This is a genomic window from Tunturiibacter empetritectus (assembly GCF_014201375.1).
Lineage (GTDB): Bacteria > Acidobacteriota > Terriglobia > Terriglobales > Acidobacteriaceae > Edaphobacter > Edaphobacter lichenicola_D.
On record NZ_JACHDZ010000006.1, the window covers coordinates 106033 to 129917 of the forward strand.

The following is a 23885-nucleotide window of genomic DNA, read 5'->3' on the forward strand; positions in this document are numbered from 1 at the left end:
TATGACAACGATGAGCGCACCCTCCCAAACCCCCTGGCCCTCTCTCACCGGCACCCGCCCAGCACGCCTCCTCTCGCTCGACTTCCTGCGAGGTCTCACCATCGCCTTTATGATCCTCGTCAACAACAACGGCGATGAACAGCTGGCCTACTGGCCACTCAAGCACGCGGCCTGGAATGGCTTCACCCCAACCGACCTCGTATTTCCCACCTTTCTCTTCCTCGTCGGCATCTCGACCGTCTTCTCCACTGCTTCGAGGCTCGCACAAGGCGCCACAAAACAGACACTCTTCCTACACGTCCTGCGCCGCTCCATCACGCTGTACTTAGTCGGCCTCGTGATCCACAGCTTTCCCTTCTTCAACCCCCACACGATGCGCTTTTACGGTGTGCTTCCCCGCATCGCCATCTGTTACTTCGTCATCGCCTCGCTCTACATCCTCAGTCCCGGCTGGCGCAGCAAAGCAGTTCTAGCCGTCTCCGCACTCGCCATCTATTGGATCCTCATGCGCTTCGTTCCTGTCCCTGGATACGGCGTCCCCACCCACGACATTCCCCTACTCGATCGCGACGCGAACCTCACCGCATGGCTCGACCGCCAGTTATTTTCAGCTTCTCATCTTTACGAGCACACCCGCGACCCCGAAGGTCTTCTCAGTACGATCCCTGCGCTAGCTACCGCTCTCTTCGGCGTTCTCACCGGCATCTGGCTGCGCACCCAGCGCACGCTCAACCAGAAGATAACCGGCATCGCCATCGCTGGCCTCAGCGGCATTCTCCTGGGCGGCCTCTGGAACCTCTCCTTCCCCATCAACAAAAAACTCTGGACCAGCTCCTTCGTCCTCTTCGCCGGCGGTCTCAGCCTCTCACTCCTCGCCCTCAGCCTCTTCCTCGTCGATCTCCCCGGGAAAAAACCCGCCAAACAAGATCACTCCGGCGTCCTCAAACCCTTCTTCATCTTTGGAACCAACGCCATCGTCGCCTACGCCTTCTCGGAGCTGTTCGCAGCCGCCATCGCCAGCATTCATGTGCATTCCGGCGTCAACCTGCAGCAATCCATCTTTCGCACGATCCTCCAAGCCGTTCCGAATATACCCTTCGCCTCTCTGCTCTACGGCCTCGCGTTCGTGGCCGTCTGCTGGCTCTTCGTAGCAGTCCTCTACCGCCGCAAAATCTTCATCAAAATCTAAATCCCTTCAACCATCGTGCGTCCAGCCGATATCGCAGGACGCACGATTCCATTACATTTAAATGATGACGAAACTGTCGAAGGTCGATCTGGTCGGCGTCGGGCTCAACGCCACAGACACCGTCATCCCACTGGTCACTTACCCACCACGCGGCTCCAAGGTCGAGTATCAAACCGCCACCGTGCTACCAGGAGGACAAGTCGCATCGACCGTCGTAGCCTGCCAGCGCTGGGGAATTAAAACGCGCTACGTCGGCAAGCTGGGCGACGACGCAGCCGCCGCTCTTCATCGCGAAGCCTTCGCGCACGCAGGTGTCGAGACGCAGATCATCACAGCCGCAGGCGCCGCCAGCCCACAATCTTTAATCCTCGTCGACGCCGGCGGCGAACGAACCGTCCTCTGCCGCCGAGACGAGCGGCTCATCCTCCAGCCCACCGACCTCAATCGCGAATGGATTGTCAACGCCCGAGCCCTTCACGTCGACGGCCACGACACCGCCGCAGCAACCCTCGCAGCCATCTGGGCCCGCGCCGCCGGCATACCGGTCATCGCCGATCTCGACGAGCTCTATCCCGGCGTAGAAGAGCTCATCGAAAACATCGACTACCTCATCGTGAGCCGAGACTTCCCCCCCTGTCTCACCTCGGAGCCCAACCTAGAAAAAGCGTTACAGCAAATCCAACGCCGCTACGGATGCACTCTCGTAGCCGCAACGCTAGGCGAAGAAGGCGTAGTCGCCTGGGATGGCAAACAGCTCCATCACACTCCCGCCTACTGCGTCTCCGTAGTCGACACCACCGGCGCCGGCGATATCTTCCACGCAGGATTCATCTACGGCCTGCTGCAAGACTGGCCCCTGTCGCGCCAACTCAACTTCGCGTGTGCCGCCGCTGCTCTAAACTGCACCGCAGTCGGAGCCAGAGGCGGAATCCAACCCCTCGAAACCATCGAAGATCTAATAAAAACCGGCTCACGGCATCACGCACCTCACTACGTCTAAGCCCGTTCCCTAATCCACCGCCAGGTCTTCCGAAGGACTCACACGCTCATGAAGAGCTCCCATCCCACTCAGAATCCCCGAACGAATGCAGAGCTGAGCCGAGCCACCCACACCGTCTCCATCGAAAAAATTCTCGGCCTCAGCTCGCATCACGCCCAGGACGCCCTCGCCGTCGAGGAACCCCTCGAGATTCAACTAGCCCACGGCCCTCTCGACGCAAGATCCGTAAAGTCCATCTCCATCACCATGCGCACACCCGGCCACGACTTCGATCTTGCCGCTGGCTTCCTCATGACCGAAGGAGTCGTGCGCGACCCCAACGACATCGACCAGATCGTCTACCTCGCCAACAGAGCCGAACTCCCGGCAACAGATCTCCAAACCGAAACCGCGCTCCCCTATCGTCCAGAAAAAAACGTCGTCCGTGTAGACCTCGTACCCAAAGTAGCCGTAAGCCTCGCCAACCTCGAGCGCAACTTCTACACCACCTCCAGCTGCGGCATCTGCGGCAAAGCCTCTCTGCTCGCACTCCAAACCGTCTGTCCCCCGCGCAGAAAAAACGTCTTCCAAATCGAAGCCGAAGTTCTCTACCAGCTGCCGAATCGTCTGCGCCAGGCCCAAACCCTCTTCAATCAAACTGGCGGAATCCACGGCGCAGCTCTCTTCAACGCCGCAGGCGAACTCCTCTCCGTCCGCGAAGACGTAGGCCGTCACAACGCAGTCGACAAGCTCCTCGGCGCAGAGTTTCTCGCCGATCGCACTCCCCTCCGCGACACTCTGCTCCTACTCTCCGGCCGCGCCAGCTTCGAGCTCCTGCAGAAAGCCCTCATGGGTGGAGTCTCCATGGTCGCCTCTGTCGGCGCTCCCTCCAGCCTCGCCGTACAAGTCGCAAAGGACTTCGACATCGCCCTCGTCGGTTTCCTTCGCGAAGGCCACTTCAACATCTACCACGGCGCAGAGCACATCCTAGGCCACACCTCCGACTAGGCACCACGCCAAAAAAGAAAGGCCGCCGCGATCTCCCGCAGCGGCCCAAGGTACATCAGCTCTTACATCCCGCTCTGGTTCCCTGCATCAGGATGAACCACTCGATAGCTCGCTCCACCCTGCGACCACACCAGCAGCAACAGATCCTTCCCTGCCGCATTCGCGTGCGCCGCATTTACAAACTGCTCCGCCGAAGTCACCGGATGCCGATCCACTTCAAGAATCACATCCCCGGGAGCAAGGCTCGCATCATCAGCCGGGCTTCCCGGACGAACGCTCTGAATCGCAACGCCCTGCACCTGCGAAGGAATATGCAACTGCTGCCGCACCTCAGCCGTCAGCTCAGCGACAGCCAATCCCAGCTTGCCCTTCTGCGGACCAGCGCTGTCACCATTGCTCGCCACCTCAGCATCCTTGTGGTACTCGCCGACCTTTACATTCACAGTCTGCGAAGAGCCATTGCGAATGATGCCCAAAGCAATCTGCGTCCCCGGAGAATCTTCGCTCACCGCAACCTGAAGCGCGCCTCCGTTGATCACCTTCTGCCCATTCAGCTCATCGATCACGTCGCCGTTCTTCAGCCCTGCCTGCGCAGCCGGAGAATCCGGCGTCACCTGCGTCACAATCGCTCCCGTCGCCTCCTTCAGGTTGAAGAAGCTCGCATTCTCAGGCGTCACATCGTTCATGCTGATCCCGAGATAGCCATGATGCACCGCACCCGTCTTGATCAGCTGCTCCGCCGTCGCCCGCACCATCTGCGAAGGAATTGCAAACCCTGCGCCCGCAAACGACCCACCATTCGAGATGATGAACGTACTGATCCCAACCAGCTCTCCACGCGCATTCACCAGCGGCCCACCCGAATTTCCCGGATTGATCGCCGCATCGGTCTGAATATAGCCACCAGGCTTCCGCGCATCATCACGATAAGGATTCTGCCGATCCACCGCACTCACAATGCCCCGCGTCACAGAAAACTGAAAATATCCAAACGGGCTACCGAACGCCAGCACCGTCTGTCCCGGCTTCAGCTTCGTCGAATCACCCCACGCAATGCTCGGCAGATCATGCGCCTCCACCTTAATCACCGCAATGTCAGTCAGCGGATCACGCCCCACCAGCTTCGCCTTCAGCACACGCCGGTCATGCAGCGTTACCCGCATCTCCACCGCACCATCGACCACGTGATTATTCGTAACGATATATCCATCCGGCGAGATGATGATTCCGCTGCCAATCCCATGCTCCAGCTGAGGCTGCTGCGGCCTCTGCTGCATCATCCCCGGCGGCAGTTGTCCAAAGAACTGCTGAAGCCCCGGCGGCAGACTCTGTCCCTGCTGTGAACCATCTTCCTGATCGTTGCCGGTCTCATGTTCCGATTCCGCCGATCCACGCGACGTAACCGCCACATTCACCACCGCAGGCGTAACCCGCGCCGCAACCGCCTCTACAGCGTTGTCCAGCGCCACCAGCGACGAGACACTGTTGTCATCCATCGGCGCAGGCGACGCGATCGGCGAAGAGATCACCGCCGCATGCACCCCATTGTGATGAACGAACATTCCAGCTGCCAGCACCAGAGCCGCGGCAGCACCTGCAGGAACGGCAACCCGCCCCGCTTTACCTACTAATTTATTAGTTTCAAACGACATGATCGATCCTCACAACGGTTCGTACAGCTTTGTTTAAAGTTGAATGACCAGCCAGCCGCCCGCGGTAGGCACAGCTGCAAACGAAGAAGAAAACACCCGCTCACTCGACACCGTGAGCACCATCCTTGGCTGCGAAGACTCCTCCCACGAGGTCATCACCACCCATCCCTGCATCCGCTGCGCCCGCTGCATCGCTCGATCCTGCTTCGCTCGCAGCAACGCAGCCGAATGCACAGCATGGCGACGCTTGGCAGCCACAACACTCTGCTGGGGCGAAACCTGCCGGACCGAATTCATCGGCATAGAAGCCTTCAGCAGCGTCTCATGCGCGGCTCCCATCGCAGCGCTTGTCCTCGAAACAGGAAATGAAGCATGAAACCCAACCGCCTGATATTCCACGCCAGCCGCAGCAAAACTCCGCGCGTCCGCATGCAAAGGAGCCGCACCACCGGAGAACGAAACCACCTCCGGACAGCGCGCAAGCTCAGCCGCTCCTCCAACAAGTCCGAGCACCAGCACACTCATCATCACGCGAGCCTGCGTCCTGCCCATCCCTTCGCTGCGCCGCAGAATACTATGCACCCTCTGTGCCAGCTCCGACCGCCCCTCCCACGCACCCAGCGAGAGCGTGGCCGCTCGCCGCCCCAGCCGCTGCTCCGCCAGCCCAGTCAGGCAAGCCGCATACGCCTTCGGAGCCTTCGTCAATCGCAGCACTGCGTCGTCACATGCCAGCTCCCGCTCGAAGCACAGCCTCCGCTCGATCCACAGCAAAACCGGATTCAGTGGCACCAGCACCAACCCGATCTTCTGCACCAGATTCATCCAGTCATCGGCCCGCCGCAGATGCCCCATCTCATGCAGCACAATCTGCTCCAGCTCCACCGGACTAAGCCGCTCAAACACCTCAAGCGGAATCAAGATCCGCGGCGAAAAAAATCCAATCACACTCGGCCGGTCCACATCCATCGACGTACAAAGCGTCACCCCGCGCCATCCCGCCGCCGCCAGCGAAGAACCCCAACCTGCGCCCATCTTCACCGGAGTCGCGCGCTTCCATATCCCATGCAGTTGCACCGCACTGATCGCCAGCCTCACTCCGCGCACCAACGAAACCGCAAGCCACAGCCCAGCAATCGCAAAGCTCCATCGCACATCCACATGCACCAATGCGCCAGACGCCTCACCCCCAGCGCGCATTCCATACGCATGCAGCAGCGGCAGCAACGCCAGAACCGCAAACACCGCCGTCCACACTGCAAACCGGATCGCCGCAGTCATCTTCGGCATCAGCCGCAAACAGATCCCCACACAAGCCGCCAGCACCACACCCTGCCACAACCCCGACACGACCGACCCAGCCGCCACTCGCGACAGCCCCTCGACACCATGCAGAAAGTTGACCATCACAGCTCGTCTCCCGCGCGGTCATCCGCAGCCGCCGCAATCGCCTCTTTCAGCCGCTGCAACTCCTCCGCCGTCACCTCGTCATCGCCCAGCAGCGAGAGCAGCAACTTCTCTCTCGAGTTGCCAAAGAACCGCTGCATCATATGACGAACCTCCGACCGGCTGGCCTCCTGTTCCGCAACGCACGGACTATACAGAAATGCCCTGCCCTCCTGCCGATGCCGCACATACCCCTTCTGCTCCAGGATCCGAATCGTCGTCAGCACCGAGTTATAAGCCAGCGCCTCCCCCTCAGGCATCGCAGCCACCAGCTCCCCCACAGCCGACTCGCCACGCGCCCACAAAATCTTCATGAGCCGTAACTCAGCCTCTGTCAACGTGATGGATTTCTTAGGCGGCATACTCTCTCAACTTCCAAACCCCTTCAAACCAGAAGAAGTAAGAACTTACTCAGAGGAGAGACGACCAACTAATCCATTAGTTAGCACAACTAAAAAATAATCTCCTCTCCTACGCGCTCCATTCGAAAGCAGCGTCACATTTACTCTTGCTGGAGAGGGAAACCCCAACGATGTTCAACATCAAGGAGATCACAACCATTGCAGCCCCCATCGAGCGCTGCTTCGATCTCTCCCGCAGCGTCGAGGTCCATCTCCTCCGCAACATCCACGGCGGCGAGCAAGCCCTCGCAGTAGGCGGCCTGACCTCCGGCCTCACCAACCTCTCCGACCAGGTCACCTGGCGCGCCAAACACTTTGGCACCTGGCAAAACCTCACCAACGAAGTCACGGCCTTCGAACCACCAACCTACTTCCAGGTCACCATGACGAAGGGAATCTTCCGTTTCATGCAGGCCGATCACATCTTCCACACCCTTCCCTCCGGCGCAACCGAGATGCAGGATCTCCTCCGCATCTCCGCTCCCCTTCCCATCCTCGGGCCTCTTGCCGAAGTGCTCTTTCTTCGCAACTACATGCTGTCACTCGTCCGCGAACGAAACGCAGTCATCAAGCAGCTCGCCGAATCCTCCGACTGGCAGCGTTATCTGCCACCCCAGACCGAGCCGCTAACCCAGACCACGACCGCAGCGACGAACCAGCCAGCCCAGAGGCAAACGCGCTCATGAAGATAGTCATCCCCGGCGGCACCGGCCAGGTAGGCCACATCCTCGCCCGTCATTTTCACAATCAAGGCCACACAGTCATCGTCTTTAGCCGCACTCCACACACCGCTCCCTGGCGCATCGTCCCATGGAACGGCCTCACCACCGGCCCATGGGTCGCCGAACTCGAACGGAGCGACGTCTGCATCAACCTCGCCGGCCGCAGCGTCAACTGCCGTTACACTCCCGCCAACCGCCGCGCCATCTTCGACTCCCGCGTCCTCTCCACAAAGATCCTCGACGAAGCAATCGCCTCCCTCGAGCACCCACCCGCCCTCTGGCTCAACGCAAGCACCGCCACCATCTATCGCCACTCCCTCGATCGCCCCATGGACGAGGCCTCCGGAGAACTCGGCGGCAACGAGCCCGGCGCACCCGACACATGGAACTTCTCCATCGAAGTTGCCAAAGCCTGGGAGTCCGCCTTCTTCTCGACCCCGCTCCCACGCACCCGCAAAGTCGCCTTACGCAGCGCCATGACCTTCAGCCCAGACCCCGGAGGAGTGTTCGACGTCTTTCTCAGTCTCGTCCGCCACGGCCTCGGCGGCACCAACGCACCCGGCACTCAATTCGTCTCCTGGATTCACGAGACCGACTTCCTCCGTGCCGTCGAGTTCCTCATCGCCACCCCAGCCATCACCGGCCCAATCAACCTCGCGTCGCCAAATCCCCTCCCAAATCGCGACTTCCTCCGCATCCTCCGCCAAGCCTGGGGCACTCGCATCGGCCTACCCACTGCGCCGTGGATGCTCGAGATCGGCACCTTCCTCCTGCGCACCGAATCCGAGCTCATCCTCAAAAGCCGCCAGGTCATTCCCGGCCGACTCCTCACCGCCGGCTTCCAGTTCACCTACCCCGACTGGCCCTCCGCCGCCCGTGATCTCGTCGCTCAATGGCGATCTCGAAAATTCCCTGTATAACTTGCATCCGGGCCGTAGTATCGTCGTTGCCATGGCTGCGGAAGACGCGAACGATCTGCGTAGAGCGCTTGAGAAGAACGAAATCATTCCGTACTTTCAACCGCTCGTTGAGCTGCGCACGGGCCTGCTCAGCGGATTCGAAGTCCTCGCGCGCTGGCAGCATCCCAACCGCGGCCTCATCACTCCCAACGAATTCATCCCCCTCGCCGAAGACGCCGGCCTCAACGGTCTACTCACCGGCACTCTCCTCCGAGCCGTCTTCGCCGCCGCCAAAGACATCCCCGGACACCTCACCCTCTCGGTCAACATCTCTCTCACCCAGCTCACCGACTTCTCCCTCCCCAAACACATCCGCACCGCCGCCGAGCAAGCCAGCTTCCCCCTCAACCGCCTCATCCTCGAGATCACCGAGAGCGCCCTCGTCGCCAACACCGAGCAAGCCTACCGCATCGCCACCGAACTCAAAGAGCAAGGCTCCCGTCTCGCCCTCGACGACTTCGGCACCGGTTACTCCAGCCTCCGCCACCTCCAGTCCCTCCCCTTCGACGAGCTCAAAATCGACGCCAGCTTCGTCCGCTCCATGGGCCACACCCGCGAGAGCCGCAAGATCGCCGCCGCCATCGTCGGCCTCGGAAACAGTCTCAGTCTCACCACCGTAGCCGAAGGCGTCGAAAGCCAAACCACAGCCGATATGCTCCTCTGGCTCGGCTGCGACCTCGGCCAGGGCTGGCTCTACGGTCGCCCCGTCCCACCCGAGCAACTCCCCGAAGTCCTCGCCGCCAGGCTCGACCCCGTCCCTCCAGTCCCCGAGCCGCGCTCCCCCGCAGCCGACTCCACCCTTCCCCTCCGTCTCGAAGCTCTTCCCACCCAACGCCTCGCCCAGCTCAACGCCATCTACGACGGCGTCCCCGTCGGCCTCTGCTTCATCGATCGCAACTTGCGCTACGTCAGCGTCAACAAGCGCCTCGCCGAGATGCATCACCTCCCCGTAGCCGCCCACCTCGGCCGCTACATCTCCGAGGTCATGCCCTCCGTCTACCCCCTCTGCGAACCCTACCTCATGCGCGCCCTCAACGGCGAAGCCAGCAGCAACCTCGAAATCTGCTACCCCGACCCCAACCCCCTCAACGAAAAACGCACCCACCTCATCTCCTTCCACCCCGCCTGCGACGAGGCCAGCGAGGTCATCGGCATCTCCGTCTCGGTCGTCGATATCACCCACCGCAAGCAGGCCGAGCAAGCCCTCGCCGAAAGCGAAGACCACTTCCGTCACACAGTCGAACTCAACCCCCAGGTCCCCTGGACCGCCGACCCCAACGGCATGATCCTCGACGCCAGCCAGCGATGGGAGAGCCTCACCGGCCTCTCCATCCCCGAGTCCCTCGGTACCGGTTGGATTCGCGCCCTCCATCCCGAAGACGTCAGACCAACATCCCGCACCTGGTCTGAATCCCTCCGCACCGGCCGCCCGCTCGACGTTCAGTACCGCATCCGCCGCATCGATGGCAGCTGGCGCTGGATGCGCGCCCGCGCCACCGCACGCCGCAAGAACGGAGAGATCATCCGCTGGTATGGCACCGTCGAGGACATCAACGCCCAGAGGAGTGCCGAAGAGGCTCTCCGTCGCAGCGAAGCCCGTCTCCAGGCAATCTTCGACGCCGTCCCCGTAGGCCTTGTCATCGCCGAAGCACCCGACGGCCGCGTCGTAAAGAGCAACCCGCGCGCCGAGGAGATCCTTCGCAGCTCCGCCACCCTTCCCACTGTCATCGACGACTACTGCAGGGAGTCCATCTCCTTCTCCCCCGACGCACCCTCCACGCCGGGTGCCACCGACAATCGGGACCACCCGCTCGCCAACGCCATCCTGGGCGGACAGTCCATCGGCCCAACCGAGTACCTGCGCTTCCACAGCGACGGGTCCAGCGCCTGGATCAGCCTCACCGCAGCTCCCGTCCGTGACCCCGACGGAAAGGTCTCCGGCGGCGTAGTCGCCATCCGGGATATCGACGAAGAGAAGCGCGAGATGCAACGCCTCGCCGACCTCAATACCGTCCTAAAAGTAAAACTAGAAACCCACCACTAAGCCAAGCAAGCTCCACCGCATCGCATCGTGCCATCCCAATAAAATCGTCATCTCGACCGGAGTCGCGCAGTCACATCGCGCGACTCCGTGGAGAGACCCCCGCATTTGCCGTTGCCTGTTCTTAGCCACTCAGCCGCAATCCATCGGGTGCCCCATCCATCGCGCACTTTGCGATAGGTGGGAATGTAAACTCTTCCCCCTGCATCTTTGCACATGCACTTGCTCTTATCTCTGTCGTTGCTTGTTCTTTGTTTGTCATCCCTCAGGCATCTGCTCTTGCCTTTGCGTTTTGCTCGTTCGTTCCCCCAAAAAAATCGTCATCTCGACCGGGGTCGCGCAGTCTCATCGCGCGGCGCAGTGGAGAGACCCCCGCATTTATCCTTTGTATTTGTCTTTGCAGTTGTAGCAGCAAAACAAACGCAACATCCGCTCTAACACCACCGCCAACCTGCTAGCGTAGTACCCAATGGCCCACGCCCACACCATAGCGAGCGTCCGCTACACCTTCGAGTCCCTAGCCGACCTCCTCGCCAAAGCCACCCCCGCCCGCTCCGGCGACGAGCTCGCAAGCCTCGCCGCCACCTCCGCCCAGCAACGCGTAGCCGCACAGCACGCCCTCGCCGATCTCCCCCTCACCCACCTCCTCAACGAAGCCATCATCCCCTACGAGACCGACGAAGTCACCCGCCTCATCCTCGACACCAGCCGCACCCCCGCCGCCACCACCGCCTTCGCCACAATCTCCAGCCTCACCGTAGGCGAACTCCGCGACCATCTCCTCTCCGACGCCGCAACCCCCGTCAGCCTCGCCGCCCTCGCTCCTGGCCTCACCCCGGAGATGGCCGCCGCCGTCTCCAAACTCATGCGCCTGCAGGACCTCATCCTCGTCGCCCGCAAAATCTCCGTAGTAACAAAGTTCCGCACCACCGTAGGCCTCCCCGGCCGCCTCTCCACCCGCCTCCAACCCAACCACCCCACCGACGACCCAGCCGGAATCGCCGCCTCCATCCTCGACGGCCTCCTCCTCGGCTCAGGCGACGCTGTCATCGGCATCAACCCCGTCTCCGACAACGTCGCCACCCTCACCAATCTCCTCCATCTCATCGACCACATTCGCCGCCGCTACGAGATCCCCACCCAATCCTGCGTCCTTGCCCACCTCACCACGCAGATGCAGGCCATGCAGCAGGGCGCCCCACTCGACCTCCTCTTCCAATCCATCGGTGGCACCGAAGCCACCAATACCAGCTTCGGCATCAACCTCGCCCTCCTCGAAGAGGCCCACCAGCAGGCCCGCAGCCTCAACCGCGCGCCGGAAAATCCCAACCCCAACATCATGTACTTCGAAACCGGCCAGGGCAGCAGCCTGAGCGCGGGCGCGCATCATAATGTAGACCAGCAGACCCTCGAAGCCCGAGCCTACGCCGTAGCCCGCCATTTCAACCCCATGCTCGTCAACACCGTCGTAGGCTTCATCGGCCCCGAGTACCTCTACGACGGCAAGCAGATCCTCCGCGCCGGCCTCGAAGACCACCTCTGCGGCAAACTCCTCGGCCTCCCCATGGGCTGCGACATCTGCTACACCAACCACGCCGAAGCCGACCAGGACGACATGGACGCCCTCCTCACCATGCTCGGCGCCGCAGGCGTCAGCTACATCATGGGCGTTCCCGGAGCCGACGACATCATGCTCAACTACCAGAGCACCTCCTTCCACGACGCCCTCTACCTCCGCCGCCTCCTCAACCTCCGCCCAGCCCCCGAGTTCGAAGCCTGGCTCAACACCACCGCCCCCCACCGCCTTACGCTACCCGCCATGCTCCCCTAGACACACTCCATACGCTTGTCACTGTCACTAGCTGAAGCTATGGCAACTCAGACGGAACGCGCTCCCAAACTAAACTCCGCTCGTGAACTTCTCCCATCTCATGAATCCCTTTTGCGACTAATATCAGCCGACTACCATCCAGAGAAAAGTTCCGGACACCCTCCGTGCCCCGCTCGGCTGGATATAGCGATTGTTTGATGTGGTGGGTCACTGTGGAGTTTGACTTGTCTATAGTCCAGGTACCGCAATACGCATAGTAGCCGTCAACCAGACTAGCCTTTTCAGACGGCGTCGCCGCCAGCAGGCCCTCTCGAGAGCTACTGCTCGACGAAGTTGGTTTCGGGTCCGAAACAATCTGCACGCTCATCCAACCGCTGCGGTCGTAGATCAACACTCCTTCCGGATGTCGGCCGTAGAACGGATAGATGACTTCACCGTTCGCGCGAATCGTCTCCACGCTGACGAGCCGCCACGTGCCAACTAATTTGTCCGTTACGGCGGTGACGCCTTGCTCCTCTGTGGCCCGATGGGTCGATTGGGCGTAACTCGTTAGACTGGCGGCCAGCGCGAAACAGCAACCGATTGAGGCAAGAAACGATCGCATAAGTTTCCTCCGTTGAAGAGTACTGCGGAACCCCAACATCTGCATTTGATGTTGCGGTTGCCTGTTCTTTTATTTGTCATTCCGCAGCGCAGCGAAGGAATCTGCTCTTGTTCTTTCCTTTGCGTGCACCTGCCTCGACCGCCCTGCGCAGAGCCATCCTCTCAAGCGAACCAAGGGCCAGCCTCACGTCAGAAGCGTCTTAAACACGGCACATTCAACACTTCTTCCCACCCTTGTGCGTCTCCAGCCCCAGATCCTCCGCAACATTCGGATCGTACTGCTCCAGCTCCGCCAGAAGCCCCTCATCGCTCAAATCCAACTTCTTCGAGTTCTCCCAGTCATACCGGACGGTCTTGAGTAAACGATCAAGGATGTGATCGTCTCTCACCTCGATCGCCAGCTCCCGACGGCTGTCGAAACTCCCCGGAGCAAGATTGATCGACCCAATAATCGCCCGCGCATCATCGGCCAGCAGCAGCTTCGCATGCAGCTTGATGTGCTTCAGCTTGTGAATCTTCACGCCAATATCTTCGAGCACCCTCAGCCCGCTCACGCCCTCAATTAACTTGTCTTTCTTCAGCTTATGCGGAGGCCGCGCCATAATATGAATCTTCACCCCCCGCTGATTCGCCCTCACCAGATGCTCAATGATCGTCGGATCCTGATATCGCTCATTCTGCAGCCACAGCGACTCCCTCGCCTCATCGATCAGCTGCCCCAACCGCTGCCGCCCATTGCCGATACACCAGATCAGATGCGAGTGATCCCCCGCCTTGAACTCCTCCCGCTTCCAGTCCGCGTCGAAGCACTCCATCACCTCTTCGACCTCGTGCTTGTGCGTCGTCACAATCGCATAGTCCCGCGTCACGGTAAGATTCTTCGTCTCCCAGTTCAGCGACTCGACAAACGCCATCCTGTCATCGATCACCATCGACTTCTCATGCGTCAAATCAAAGCACGGATTGCTATCCAGCACCTCGATCCCCGCGTCCGTCAACGCAATCCGCGACTCGCCATTCTCCTTCTCCCCATCCCGCCGCTCCGGGTTCAGCATCACCCGCACGTTCACCCCACGCTGATGCGCGGCAGTCACAGCCTGCAGCAAAGTCGGATCCGAAAAGACAAACATCTTTACCCGGATGGACTCCTTCGCCCCATGAATAGCGTCCAGAATCGGCTGAGCAGAATCATCAGGTAAAACAATCACTGAGCGCGACATAGTCTCTTCCCTCAACTGCTGATTTCAGGAACCGGCTCTGAAGAACCGGCATTGACCTTTTTCTACAGCCTTTCCCTACCAAGCACAACTGTCCGCCTAAGCCATCACCTTGTCCAGCCCGGCGTCGAACTGCGTCCGATGCAGCGCTGCATAGATTCCATTCCGCGCCATCAACTCTTCATGCGTTCCATTCTCCGCCACCACGCCCCCGTCGATCACAATAATCTGATTCGCATCCCGAATCGTACTCAACCGATGAGCGATCGCAATCACCGTCCGCCCCTCCATCAACTTTTCCAGCGCATCGATCACCAGCTTCTCCGACTCGCTATCGAGCGCAGCCGTCGGCTCATCCAGCAGCAGAATCGGGCTGTTCCGAACCATCACCCGCGCAATCCCGATCCTCTGCCTCTGCCCACCCGACAGCGTCGATCCCCGCTCCCCCACCATCGTCTCGTACCCCAGCGGCATCTTCGAAATGAACTCATCCGCATTCGCCAGCTTGGCCGCCGCAATCACCTCTTCTTTCGTGGCCGAAGGCCGTCCAAACGCAATATTCTCCAAAATCGTTCCGCGAAACAGCACCGTATCCTGCAGCACATATCCAATCTTCTCGCGCAGCGACTTCAGCTTGTACCCCCGCACATCTTCGCCATCGATCTTCACCGTCCCCAACTGCACATCGTAAAACCGCGGAATCAAACTCACCACCGTCGACTTCCCGCTCCCCGTCGGCCCCACAATCCCTACAAACTGCCCAGCCTGAACTTTAAAACTCACATCCGTCAAAATCGGAGTCGCCGGATCATACCCAAACGCCGCATGCTCAAACTCGATCGCCCCAGCAACCGTCTCCGGCGCAAGCCCATCCGCGCTCTCCGGCATAATCGTATCCGTCTCCAGAATCTCGCGAACCCGCTCCGCCCCCACCGCCGCCTGCGCCACCGCATTGGTCGTCGTCGCCAGATCCTTCACCGGCTTGAAGAACTTCGCCAGGTAAGCCAGATACACCGTCAGCTCTCCCACCGTCATCGTCTTCGCCAGAATCAGCCCCGCCCCGCGCCACAGCACCACCGCCGTACACAGCGCCACCGTAATCGTCACCACCGGAGACAACAGCGCCTTCACGCTCCTCGCCTTCAATGCCGCACTCACCGTCGCCTCACTCACCAGCTGCAACTGCGCCTGCTCCGTCTCCTCCTGCCCAAACGCCTTCACCGCCTGGATCGACTCCAGCCCCTGCTGCACCACCGCAACAATCTCGCTCTGCTCCTTCCGGACCTCGCGCGTCGCCTTCTTCACTGCCTTCTTGAACCGCGAAACAAACAGCAGAAGAAACGGCGTCACCCCTACCGCGATCAACGTAAAGTCCCAGTTCAACCAGAACATCAACCCCAGCATGCAGACAATCGTCAGCAGATCCACCAGAATGTTCAACGTCGAAGACGAAGCAAATCCTTCGATCGTCTGAATATCCGCCGTAATCGTGCTCAGAATTGTCCCCGTAGCATGCGTGTTGTAATACCCCAGCGAAAGCCGCTGCAGATGCTCGTACATCTTCATCCGCAGGTCGTGCGCCACCCACTGCCCCACGCTCTCTGTGTAGTAGTTATCAATATAAGAAGCCACCGCACCCAGCAGTGAGATCATCACAAACGCCAACGCCGCCAACGCCGCCACATGCAGCCGCGATCCGCTCTCGAGCAATGGCCCAATCAACCGATGCAGCCACGGAGCCATCCTGTGATCGCCCACCACATTATCCAGAATGATCTTCAACGGCCACGGCGTCGCAAGGCTCATCACCGTCTCCACCAGCATCGCCAGAAAGATCCCCACCAGCGTGCCGCGATAAGGCCGGATTAGACTGCCAATAAACCGCAACATAAGGAGGCCCTGTTTCAATCAAAATCAATAAAGATTTCGTACCGCCATCCGTCACTCGATCCTTCCAGTAGAAATCAACCGCATCTCTCCAACAAGCTTTGTTTAGCAGCGATCGAGGCCGACCAACATCCTACCCGAACAACAACCTGAACGACTCCCTTCACTCCGTACACGGTCTATCATCGATCCTTAGACCATTGGCCCCTAGCCCTTAGCCCCTTGGCAACGACACCAACCATGACCAGCGACGAAACGACCAACGACGAAACGAAGCTAGAGCATCCTGAAATCCCGGCCACCACCCCAGCCGCGTCTCTACGCAACTACACCCCCGCCCGAGTCGCCCTCCACCGCACCGGCGTAAGCCTCACCACTCCAGAGATCCTCGACTTCCAGCTAGCCCACGCCCAGGCCCGCGACGCCGTCCACGCCGCACTCGACCCCGAACACCTCGCCCACCGCCTGCGCACCGAACTCCCCTCCCTGACCACTCCAATCCTCACCCTGGCCAGCGCCGCCCCCAACCGCGTCTCCTACCTCCGCCGCCCCGACCTCGGCCGCACTCTCGCCCCCGCCTCCGCCGCCCTCCTCCACCCCTCCCCCTGCGACATCGTCATCGTCCTCGCCGACGGCCTCTCCGCCACCGCAGTCGAGCACCACGCCATCCCCCTCCTCGCCGCGCTCCTCCCCGCCCTTCCGCAAAACCAACCCCTCGGCCCCCTCTGCATCGCCACGCAGGCCCGCGTAGCCATCGCCGACCACATCGGCTCCCTCCTCCAGGCCCGTCTCTCCGTCATCCTCATCGGCGAGCGCCCCGGCCTCAGCTCCCCCGACTCCCTCGGCGTCTACCTCACCTGGAACCCCGTCCCCGGCCGCACCGACGCCGATCGCAACTGCATCTCCAACATCCGCACCGCCGGCCTCGACTACGCCACCGCCGCCACCCGCATCGCCTTCTACTGCGCCGAAGCCCATCGCCTGCAACTCACCGGCACCACCCTAAAAGAGAGCACCCAACCCATGCAGCTATCCTCCCATCATCCCGACCAACGGGAGGACCGAAGCAGCTAGCCTCGCCCAAACAAGGTATACAAGTCACGAAGTGACCGCCCCACGCGAAGTGGGCCCGTCCGGCAGGACATCTCTTCGCAAACCCAAAGTCAGAACAAAAACCGCAACGCCATCTGTATCTGTCGCGGACTCCCGATCGTATGAGTCACCGTACCAAGCCCAGCAGGACAGTTATAAAAGCCCGTGTTGGACGCATCACAAGAGGTAGGCAGCACCTGCGTAGGAGCCTGCGGAGTCGAACCGATCGCCGCTGGAAACCCGTTGTAGTTCTGATTCTGCGCTACCTCGTTCCCAGGCACATCGAAGCTGCTCGTATTCGTCAGGTTATACACATCGAACGAGTAAACCAGACTGTATCGCTCAGTAAACTTCGTCGTCTTCATCAGCGAGGCGTCCGCACGCTTCTGGAACGCCTGGCGGAAGATGTTGCGCTGGCCCGTCGTGAAGCTGTTCTCAAAGGGATCAGACGTAGGAACCGCACCGCCCAGCCCACCAGCCTGCAGCAAAGGAATCGTGAAGCACGACGCCTTCAGCGCATTCAGATTCGGGTCGCCGTTCGGATTGAATGCCCCCGAGTGGCCCGTCTTTGCGTTCTTCGCATTGCAGCCCGCGGCCAGGGGAACAATCGGATTCGTAATACCGTTGCTGACCCCGTAGTAGATGCTTCCCACCGAACCACTGAAGTCGATCACGCTATAGGGCTGACCACTCTGCAGAATCGTAAGCCCCACCAGCGACCAGCCATTCGTAAAGTAGCTCTCGACATTGTGGTTGTGAACGAAGTCAGGCAGCCTGTAAACATAGTTGAAGTTGATGACATGCGTGCGGTCGAAGTCGGACGAAGCATACCCATCGCGCAGGTTCAGCGGATTGTTGCCGTTATAAAACAAACCCAGCCCGCTCTGCTCATCAAGCGCATGCGAGTACGTATACGAGGCCGCAATCTGCACCCCGTGGCTCATGCGCTTTTCAATATGTGCCGTCAGCGCGTTGTAGGCATCCACCCCGGCAGCCTTGAAGTCAATCGACTCGGCAGCATAGCCGATATAAGGTACCCGATGATCGATGTTGCCGCCCTCGTAATCAAAGTCATAGCCGGACCCGTCCGGCAAACTCGCCCCCCCAACGTTATAGCCATACGAGTAATGCTCCCCATGAATCGGCGCAGCAGGAGAAGCAATTCCAGGCTGGTTGAACGGAACCGGAATCACCTGATGCCGCCCCAGATTCCCCACATACCCAAGCTCAATCGCCAGGTCGTTGCGCGGCTGCCACTGAATATCCAGAGTGTAGTTGAACGTGTAAGGAAGCTTGTTCGTCCGGTCGTAGACGCCCAGCGAGATCGGCTGCCCGCCGTTATTGATGCTCGTAATATTCGGCAAATAGTTGCTCAGGTCCGAAGACTTCGGATTCGTAGGCGGAGCATTTTGAATGTTTGTATAAGGATTAGCAAGATTGCCGGTTGCAGCCGTCGGTGCTGTGATCGGCGGAGCAAAACCGCCCCCGCCGCCACACGTCGGAATGTAGTAGTTGTACAGACTCTGTACTGGGCAGGTCTGCGCCGTCACAAACGGAAGTTGCTGATTCACGCCGAAAGGACCGCCGGTGACTGTACCGATCGCATAACCCGGCGATAGGTAGCTGAACAGTTCGCCGCGGTCGTAGTACATCCCAAAGCCCGAACGCACCACCACCTTGCCCCCAAACTTCTGCGGCTGCCACGCCGCCCCCAACCGCGGCCCAATGCCCCACTGACGCCCCGTCAAAGTCGTAGGGCTCACACCGCCAGTCCCATTCTTGTTGTTCCCCGCAATAATGAAACCCGGATTGACGATCGTGTCCGAAGCCGTGCTGTAACTATAAAGAGTCGGATCGAAGTTGAAGATGCGCCCGTTCTTCTCCGTCAGGCCGCCGTCCCAGTCATAGCGCACTCCGGCCGTAAGCGAAAGTGTCGGCGTAATTTGAAACTTATCCTGCACATAACTCCCCACCTGGTTCGCCCGATAGTATCGGTTCGCATCGCCCTGAAGGAACGAACTGACATAGAACGCAGTCGAAGAGCTGCCCGGCGTCACATAGCCCTGCGCATAGGCGCTCAGATCGTCCGTGGCAACCGTACCCGCGTTCGTGCGATGGTCGATCGTGTTCAGTTGCGTATAGCTGTAGCTGGTCCCGAAGGTGACCGTGTGCCTGCCCAGCGTCCAGATGGCGTTGCCCGAAGGCTGCCAGCGATTCTGGAACGCCCCGGTGTTCGGAGCCTGTCCCTCCGCGTTCGGGCCGATGTTCAGAATCCCCGTGCTCACCAGGCCCGCACCCGCACTCCCCAGCACATTCACAATCGACACACCCGGAAAATAGTTTGACCCAAACTCATTGATCGACACCGTGCCCAGCGAACCACCCGGAATCGCGTTCGGCCCGAACGGCTGCTCGTTATCCACCCACGTCTTCTCGCGAATAAAACCCATCGTCTGCGTCGTGCTCAGATTCGGCTTCACCAGGTACGTATTGCTGATCGCGAAGACCTGCGCTCCCGAGTCCAGATGCTCAGTAAACCCCGGAACGCTGGAGTAAGCATACGGCGCCAACGTGGGATCGTGCTGGTAGTAGTACTTCAACGAGAGCGTGTCCTTCGAGTTGATGTTGTAATCAAGATCGGCCACCGCCATGTCCGCCTTGAACTTGCCGGTCCCAGGAATAAACGCATTGAAAGGATGAGAAGTGGTAGGCGCAAACCCGCTATCGTTGGGAACAAGCCACTTTCCCGGCTGGCCCGGAAGCGATGGCGAGTTAAACAGAGCCAGCGCCGTATTGTCGATAGCCGCAGCAGTCAGCTGCGTGCAGTCTCCCTTCGCCGCCTGCGGGGCAGTACAAAAGTCATTGTTCACAATCCCGGCAAATCCCGCCGCCGTTCGCGTACTGTCAGACAACCCCACCGGCACATCCAGAAACGAATCCCCAATCTCCTGGTCAGACACCTGCAGATGCTGATAAGACACAAACCCAAACAGCTTGTTCTTGATAATCGGTCCGCCGAACGTACCCCCAGCCACATAACGATGCAATTCAGGATTCACCAGCTTCGGGTCACTGGCAATGATCGGATCGTTCTTGAAGAAGAACGGCGCCGCGTTGATCCAGTTGGTCCCGCGCCGCCCATACGCCGTACCGTGATACTGATTCGTCCCCGACGTAGTGCTCAAATCAATATGCGCGCCCGACGTAGAACCCTGCTGCGCGTCGTACAGCGACGCATTCACGCGAAGCTCCTCAACCGTCTCCGGAGCCGGAGTAGGAATCGCATTGCCGATCGACAGATAAACCGAAGCCACCGACTGAATCACACCGCCACCGCCGTTGCTCGTCGAAGCGCCGGTGCTATTAATCACACGCGCCGACCCCACCTGGCTCGTGCTCTTGCCGTTGAACAAGTTACTCGCGTCCACGCCGTTCAACGAGAAGCTGTTGCTCGTATCCCGCTGCCCATTCGCCCATATCGGCGGATTCCCCAACCCCGACAGCGCGCCCGTCCCCCCTGACAACTCCGCGCTCACCCCAGGCGACAGCACCGCCGCCGCATACGGGCTCCCCGTAGGCAGCGGAATCGACTGAATCTGCGCATTGTCCAACACATATCCATTCGTCGTATCCACCGCGTTCATCAGCGGAGCCGCATCCACGCTCACCACCGTATTCACCGCGCCCACGCTCAACTGCGCATTCACCGTCCCCGTCCGGTCGCCCTGCACCGGAATCGTGTTCATCTTCTGCGTCTGAAAGCCGTCCTTGGTAAACGTCAGCGTATATGTCCCCACCGGCAGATTCGCAAAGTCATAAAAACCATTGCTCCCCGCCGTCTGGGTCCGCGTCAACCCCGTCTGATCGCCCACCGCGGTCACCACCGTGCCCTGCAGGATCCCACCCTGGGAGTCGGTCACCACACCCGTCAGGCCGCCAAGCGTCTGCTGCCCAAACACAGGACCAACCAGAAGCACACACATCATCTGGCAAACAAGGACGAGGAAGGAAAGACGCAACCGCTTAGTCATAATCTGGCTCCTGAAGTAGTGCAGCTTGAACCGAAACAAGTTTCTTTTGTCTGAAAAGTAGCCAATCCGAAAGACACGAATGCAGCGATGCAGCACGGCGGACCCGTGGTGACGACGCCCAGGCAACTGTGTGAACTTAAACTTCGCGACAGGTGAAATTCAGTTTGCTATGTGAACTTGGAATGAAAACGAGCATATCTGAAGTTGTCAAATTTGCGAAGAAAAATCGTCGCATGGCCTTCCCATGGCCGGCGAAAGAATATCTCCTCGCGACCAACGGGAGCGCCAACCGAAGGGGTATACCCGTCACGAAGTGACCGTCGCCCGCGCAGGGCGCCCGTCCGGCAGGACAGTTTCTAAGTCATCAAAAAGTTTTTACTTCACCGCCGCCTTCTCCAACCCGCGATACTTCAGCATCGGCTCCACCTTCGGCGCGCTCCCCAGCCACGCCTCATACATCTTCGCCAGATCCTCGGTATTCCCCCGCGACAGCACCATCTTCCGGAACCGGTCCCCATTCGCCCGCGTCAATCCGCCATGATCCTGAAACCACTGGAACGCATCATCATCCAGCATCTCGCTCCACAGATACGCGTAGTACCCCGCCGCATATCCCCCGCCCCAGATGTGCGAAAAATAGCTCGACCGATAACGCGGCGGCACATAGCCCAGCGTGAACCCCTTCTTCGCGAGCGCAGCCCTCTCAAACGCATCCGGATCCTGCAACCCCTCGCCCACCGGCAGCGAGTGCCACTGCATATCCAGCTCCGCCGCCGCCACCAGCTCCGTCAGCAGATACCCCTGGTTGAAGTCCACGGCCTTCTTGATCTTCCCCGCCAGCTCCTCCGGCATCGCCGCGCCCGTCTTGTAGTGCTTCGCATAGTGCGCAAACACCGCCGGATACGTCGCCCAATGCTCATTGAACTGCGACGGAAACTCCACAAAATCCCGCGCCACCGACGTCCCCGACAAGCTCGGATACTCACTATCCGCCAGCATCCCGTGCAGCGCATGCCCAAACTCATGGAACATCGTCACCACATCGCTGAAGCTGATCAGCGCCGGCTCTCCCGTCGCAGGTTTCGGCAGATTCGCAACGTTATAGACCACCGGCAACCTGCCCAGCAGCTTCGACTGATCGACGAAGTTCGACATCCACGCCCCGCCGTTCTTGTTATCCCGCTTGTAGTAGTCGCAGTAAAACAACGCCAGCGGCTTCGCATCCGCGTCGAACACCTCGAACACGCGCACATCCGCGTTCCAAACCGGAATATCCTTCCGCTCCTTGAAGCTCAACCCATACAGCTGTCCCGCCGCATAGAACACGCCATTCTCCAGCACATTATTCAGCTCGAAGTAAGGCCGCACCTGCGCCTCATCAATATCGAACTTCGCCTTCCTAACCTGCTCCGAATAAAACTCCCAATCCCAGGGCTCAACCGAAAAGCCACCCTTCTGCGTATCAATCACCCCCTGAATATCCTTCGCCTCCTCCGCCGCATTCGCCACAGACGGAGCCACCAGCGCATCCATAAACTTCAACGCGTTCTCCGGCGTCTTCGCCATCTGGTCTTCCAGCTTCCATCCCGCATAGCTGTCATGCCCCAGCAGCTTGCCCTTCTCCGCGCGCAACTGCGCCAGCCGCGCAATCGTCGCCCGCGTATCGTTCGCATCGCCCCGCTCGGTCCGCGTCCACGAGGCATCAAACACCGCCTGCCGCGTCGCCCGCACACTCAGCGACGAGAGCACCGGCTGCTGCGTCGTATTCTGCAGCGGAAGCACATAGCCCTCCTTCTTCCGCTCCTTCGCCGCCGCCTCCGCGCCGCTCAAATCCGCCGCCGTCAAACCCGCAAGCGCTGCCTTGTCCGTCGTCGCATAAGCCGCATCTTTAGTGGCCGCCAGCACCTTGCTCCGAAACCCATTCGAAAGCGTCGACTCCTCTTCATTCAGCTTCTTCAGCTTCTCCTTATCCGCGTCAGACAGGTTCGCCCCCGCATGCACAAAGTCCCTGTACCTCACCTCCACCAGCCGCAATCCCTCCGGGCTCAGCTTCAGCGCCGCCCTCTGCTCATACACCACCGCCACGCGATGAAACAACTTCTCATTCAAATAAATCGCATCCCTGTGCGCCGCCAGCTTAGGAGCCAGCTCCTTCTGCACCCTCTCCAGCTCAGGATTCGTATTCGCCCCCGTCACTCCGTCGAACGCAGCCATCGCCCGTTGAAACAGCGCACCCGTCTTCTCCATCGCAACAACCGTGTTCTCAAACGTAGGCGCAGCAGAGTTATCCGCAATCGCGTCGATCTCCTTCAGCTCCTCCGCCATGCCAGCCTCAATCGCCGGCTCATAGTCTCCATCCTTAATCTTGTCGAACGGCGGAGCCTCAAACGGCAGAGCACTCTTCGCATAAAACGGGTTCGACGGCCCAAACGCCGCACTCTTCTCCTCGACCACAGCACCCGACGCACGACTCACACTCACCCCCGCAAACACTCCCAACACCATCACCAAACTCGCACGCCGTACCGAAGCCAGCGCAGTCACCAACATCTCTCTATCTCTCAATGGCATCTCCCAATCCCGAATTGTAGAAGATACCCAAGCACTTTGCCGTCACAACTGGGAGAGCCCCGCATTTGCCGTTGCCACCCGCCCAGCCACAAAGAATCGGTTGCCCGTTCTCAACCACCCAGCCACAACCAACAGGGTGCCCCATCCATCGCGCACTTTGCGATGGGTGGGAATGTAAACTTTTCACCCGGTTGCATTTGCCTTTGCGGTTGCCTTTGCTCTCCGCTCCCAGCCGAGTTCACCGCTTGTCCCTCAACCC

16 protein-coding genes are annotated in these 23885 nt (G+C 60.0%); 8 read left to right on the forward strand and 8 right to left on the reverse strand.

The window, feature by feature from the left end:
• Positions 1 to 10: 10 nt before the first annotated feature.
• The 3 genes from HDF10_RS16620 (at position 11) to fdhD (ending at position 3176) form a co-directional block, all read left to right on the forward strand.
• Entirely contained in the window at positions 11 to 1189 is a 1179-nt protein-coding gene (locus HDF10_RS16620) for an acyltransferase family protein (RefSeq protein WP_183815770.1), read from the forward strand.
• A gap of 61 nt (positions 1190 to 1250) precedes the next feature.
• A complete protein-coding gene (locus tag HDF10_RS16625) occupies positions 1251 to 2189 on the forward strand; it encodes a carbohydrate kinase family protein (RefSeq protein ID WP_260177963.1) in 939 nt (312 codons plus the stop codon).
• Between the two features lie 48 nt (positions 2190 to 2237).
• On the forward strand, positions 2238 to 3176 hold the full coding sequence (gene fdhD, locus HDF10_RS16630) for a formate dehydrogenase accessory sulfurtransferase FdhD (RefSeq protein ID WP_183815362.1): 939 nt from the start codon (positions 2238 to 2240) through the stop codon (positions 3174 to 3176).
• A gap of 62 nt (positions 3177 to 3238) precedes the next feature.
• On the opposite strand, the gene HDF10_RS16635 is transcribed toward fdhD, so the two are convergent.
• From HDF10_RS16635 to HDF10_RS16645, 3 genes are read right to left on the reverse strand one after another with little or no spacing between them, the layout of a single operon-like run.
• On the reverse strand, positions 3239 to 4828 hold the full coding sequence (locus tag HDF10_RS16635) for a Do family serine endopeptidase (RefSeq protein WP_183815364.1): 1590 nt from the start codon (positions 4826 to 4828) through the stop codon (positions 3239 to 3241).
• Between the two features lie 33 nt (positions 4829 to 4861).
• Positions 4862 to 6232, reverse strand: a complete 1371-nt coding sequence (locus HDF10_RS16640) for a M56 family metallopeptidase (RefSeq protein WP_260177976.1) — start codon at positions 6230 to 6232, stop codon at positions 4862 to 4864.
• Positions 6232 to 6633: a BlaI/MecI/CopY family transcriptional regulator gene (locus HDF10_RS16645; protein ID WP_183815368.1), complete on the reverse strand. Its 402-nt coding sequence runs from the start codon at positions 6631 to 6633 to the stop codon at positions 6232 to 6234. Before HDF10_RS16645 ends, HDF10_RS16640 begins: the two co-directional genes overlap by 1 nt.
• Positions 6634 to 6803: 170 nt before the next feature.
• On the opposite strand from HDF10_RS16645, the gene HDF10_RS16650 reads away from it, so the two are divergent.
• The 4 genes from HDF10_RS16650 to HDF10_RS16665 all read left to right on the forward strand — a co-directional run bounded on the left by HDF10_RS16650 (position 6804) and on the right by HDF10_RS16665 (position 12225).
• The gene (locus HDF10_RS16650; protein ID WP_260177964.1) at positions 6804 to 7358 is read left to right on the forward strand and encodes an SRPBCC family protein; all 555 of its coding nucleotides are present in this window, start codon (positions 6804 to 6806) and stop codon (positions 7356 to 7358) included.
• Positions 7355 to 8314, forward strand: coding sequence for a TIGR01777 family oxidoreductase (locus HDF10_RS16655; RefSeq protein ID WP_183815370.1), 960 nt, complete (start codon positions 7355 to 7357; stop codon positions 8312 to 8314). Before HDF10_RS16650 ends, HDF10_RS16655 begins: the two co-directional genes overlap by 4 nt.
• A 31-nt stretch (positions 8315 to 8345) precedes the next feature.
• Complete coding sequence (locus HDF10_RS16660; RefSeq protein WP_183815372.1) at positions 8346 to 10397, forward strand: EAL domain-containing protein; 2052 nt, start codon at positions 8346 to 8348, stop codon at positions 10395 to 10397.
• Positions 10398 to 10863: 466 nt separating this feature from the next.
• Positions 10864 to 12225, forward strand: coding sequence for an ethanolamine ammonia-lyase subunit EutB (locus tag HDF10_RS16665; RefSeq protein ID WP_183815374.1), 1362 nt, complete (start codon positions 10864 to 10866; stop codon positions 12223 to 12225).
• A gap of 37 nt (positions 12226 to 12262) precedes the next feature.
• Here HDF10_RS16665 and HDF10_RS16670 read toward each other — a convergent pair whose 3' ends face one another.
• From HDF10_RS16670 to HDF10_RS16680, 3 genes are all read right to left on the reverse strand, one after another.
• The gene (locus HDF10_RS16670) at positions 12263 to 12829 is read right to left on the reverse strand and encodes a lipocalin-like domain-containing protein (protein WP_183815381.1); all 567 of its coding nucleotides are present in this window, start codon (positions 12827 to 12829) and stop codon (positions 12263 to 12265) included.
• A 214-nt stretch (positions 12830 to 13043) separates the two neighbouring features.
• The gene (locus tag HDF10_RS16675) at positions 13044 to 14048 is read right to left on the reverse strand and encodes a phospholipase D-like domain-containing protein (protein WP_183815383.1); all 1005 of its coding nucleotides are present in this window, start codon (positions 14046 to 14048) and stop codon (positions 13044 to 13046) included.
• A 96-nt stretch (positions 14049 to 14144) separates the two neighbouring features.
• On the reverse strand, positions 14145 to 15953 hold the full coding sequence (locus HDF10_RS16680; RefSeq protein WP_221271822.1) for an ABC transporter ATP-binding protein: 1809 nt from the start codon (positions 15951 to 15953) through the stop codon (positions 14145 to 14147).
• A 219-nt stretch (positions 15954 to 16172) separates the two neighbouring features.
• Between HDF10_RS16680 and eutC the strand changes: the two genes are divergently transcribed.
• Entirely contained in the window at positions 16173 to 17006 is an 834-nt protein-coding gene (eutC, locus tag HDF10_RS16685; protein WP_183815385.1) for an ethanolamine ammonia-lyase subunit EutC, read from the forward strand.
• Between the two features lie 89 nt (positions 17007 to 17095).
• Here eutC and HDF10_RS16690 read toward each other — a convergent pair whose 3' ends face one another.
• Positions 17096 to 21055, reverse strand: a complete 3960-nt coding sequence (locus HDF10_RS16690) for an outer membrane beta-barrel protein (RefSeq protein WP_183815387.1) — start codon at positions 21053 to 21055, stop codon at positions 17096 to 17098.
• 375 nt (positions 21056 to 21430) lie between these two features.
• Positions 21431 to 23626 (reverse strand): M3 family metallopeptidase, encoded by a 2196-nt coding sequence (locus HDF10_RS16695; RefSeq protein ID WP_260177965.1) that lies wholly within the window; start codon positions 23624 to 23626, stop codon positions 21431 to 21433.
• Between the last annotated feature and the right edge of the window lie 259 nt (positions 23627 to 23885).

Bases quoted from the DNA above. Each gene is read 5' to 3' on its own strand.
- HDF10_RS16660 (WP_183815372.1), top strand. From the start codon at position 8,346: ATGGCTGCGGAAGACGCGAACGATCTGCGTAGAGCGCTTGAGAAGAAC.
- HDF10_RS16695 (WP_260177965.1), bottom strand. From the start codon at position 23,626: ATGCCATTGAGAGATAGAGAGATGTTGGTGACTGCGCTGGCTTCGGTA.
- HDF10_RS16665 (WP_183815374.1), top strand. From the start codon at position 10,864: ATGGCCCACGCCCACACCATAGCGAGCGTCCGCTACACCTTCGAGTCC.
- HDF10_RS16690 (WP_183815387.1), bottom strand. From the start codon at position 21,055: ATGACTAAGCGGTTGCGTCTTTCCTTCCTCGTCCTTGTTTGCCAGATG.
- HDF10_RS16670 (WP_183815381.1), bottom strand. From the start codon at position 12,829: ATGCGATCGTTTCTTGCCTCAATCGGTTGCTGTTTCGCGCTGGCCGCC.
- HDF10_RS16645 (WP_183815368.1), bottom strand. From the start codon at position 6,633: ATGCCGCCTAAGAAATCCATCACGTTGACAGAGGCTGAGTTACGGCTC.
- HDF10_RS16675 (WP_183815383.1), bottom strand. From the start codon at position 14,048: ATGTCGCGCTCAGTGATTGTTTTACCTGATGATTCTGCTCAGCCGATT.
- HDF10_RS16640 (WP_260177976.1), bottom strand. From the start codon at position 6,232: ATGGTCAACTTTCTGCATGGTGTCGAGGGGCTGTCGCGAGTGGCGGCT.
- HDF10_RS16655 (WP_183815370.1), top strand. From the start codon at position 7,355: ATGAAGATAGTCATCCCCGGCGGCACCGGCCAGGTAGGCCACATCCTC.
- HDF10_RS16635 (WP_183815364.1), bottom strand. From the start codon at position 4,828: ATGTCGTTTGAAACTAATAAATTAGTAGGTAAAGCGGGGCGGGTTGCC.
- HDF10_RS16650 (WP_260177964.1), top strand. From the start codon at position 6,804: ATGTTCAACATCAAGGAGATCACAACCATTGCAGCCCCCATCGAGCGC.
- HDF10_RS16620 (WP_183815770.1), top strand. From the start codon at position 11: ATGAGCGCACCCTCCCAAACCCCCTGGCCCTCTCTCACCGGCACCCGC.
- fdhD (WP_183815362.1), top strand. From the start codon at position 2,238: ATGAAGAGCTCCCATCCCACTCAGAATCCCCGAACGAATGCAGAGCTG.
- eutC (WP_183815385.1), top strand. From the start codon at position 16,173: ATGACCAGCGACGAAACGACCAACGACGAAACGAAGCTAGAGCATCCT.
- HDF10_RS16625 (WP_260177963.1), top strand. From the start codon at position 1,251: ATGATGACGAAACTGTCGAAGGTCGATCTGGTCGGCGTCGGGCTCAAC.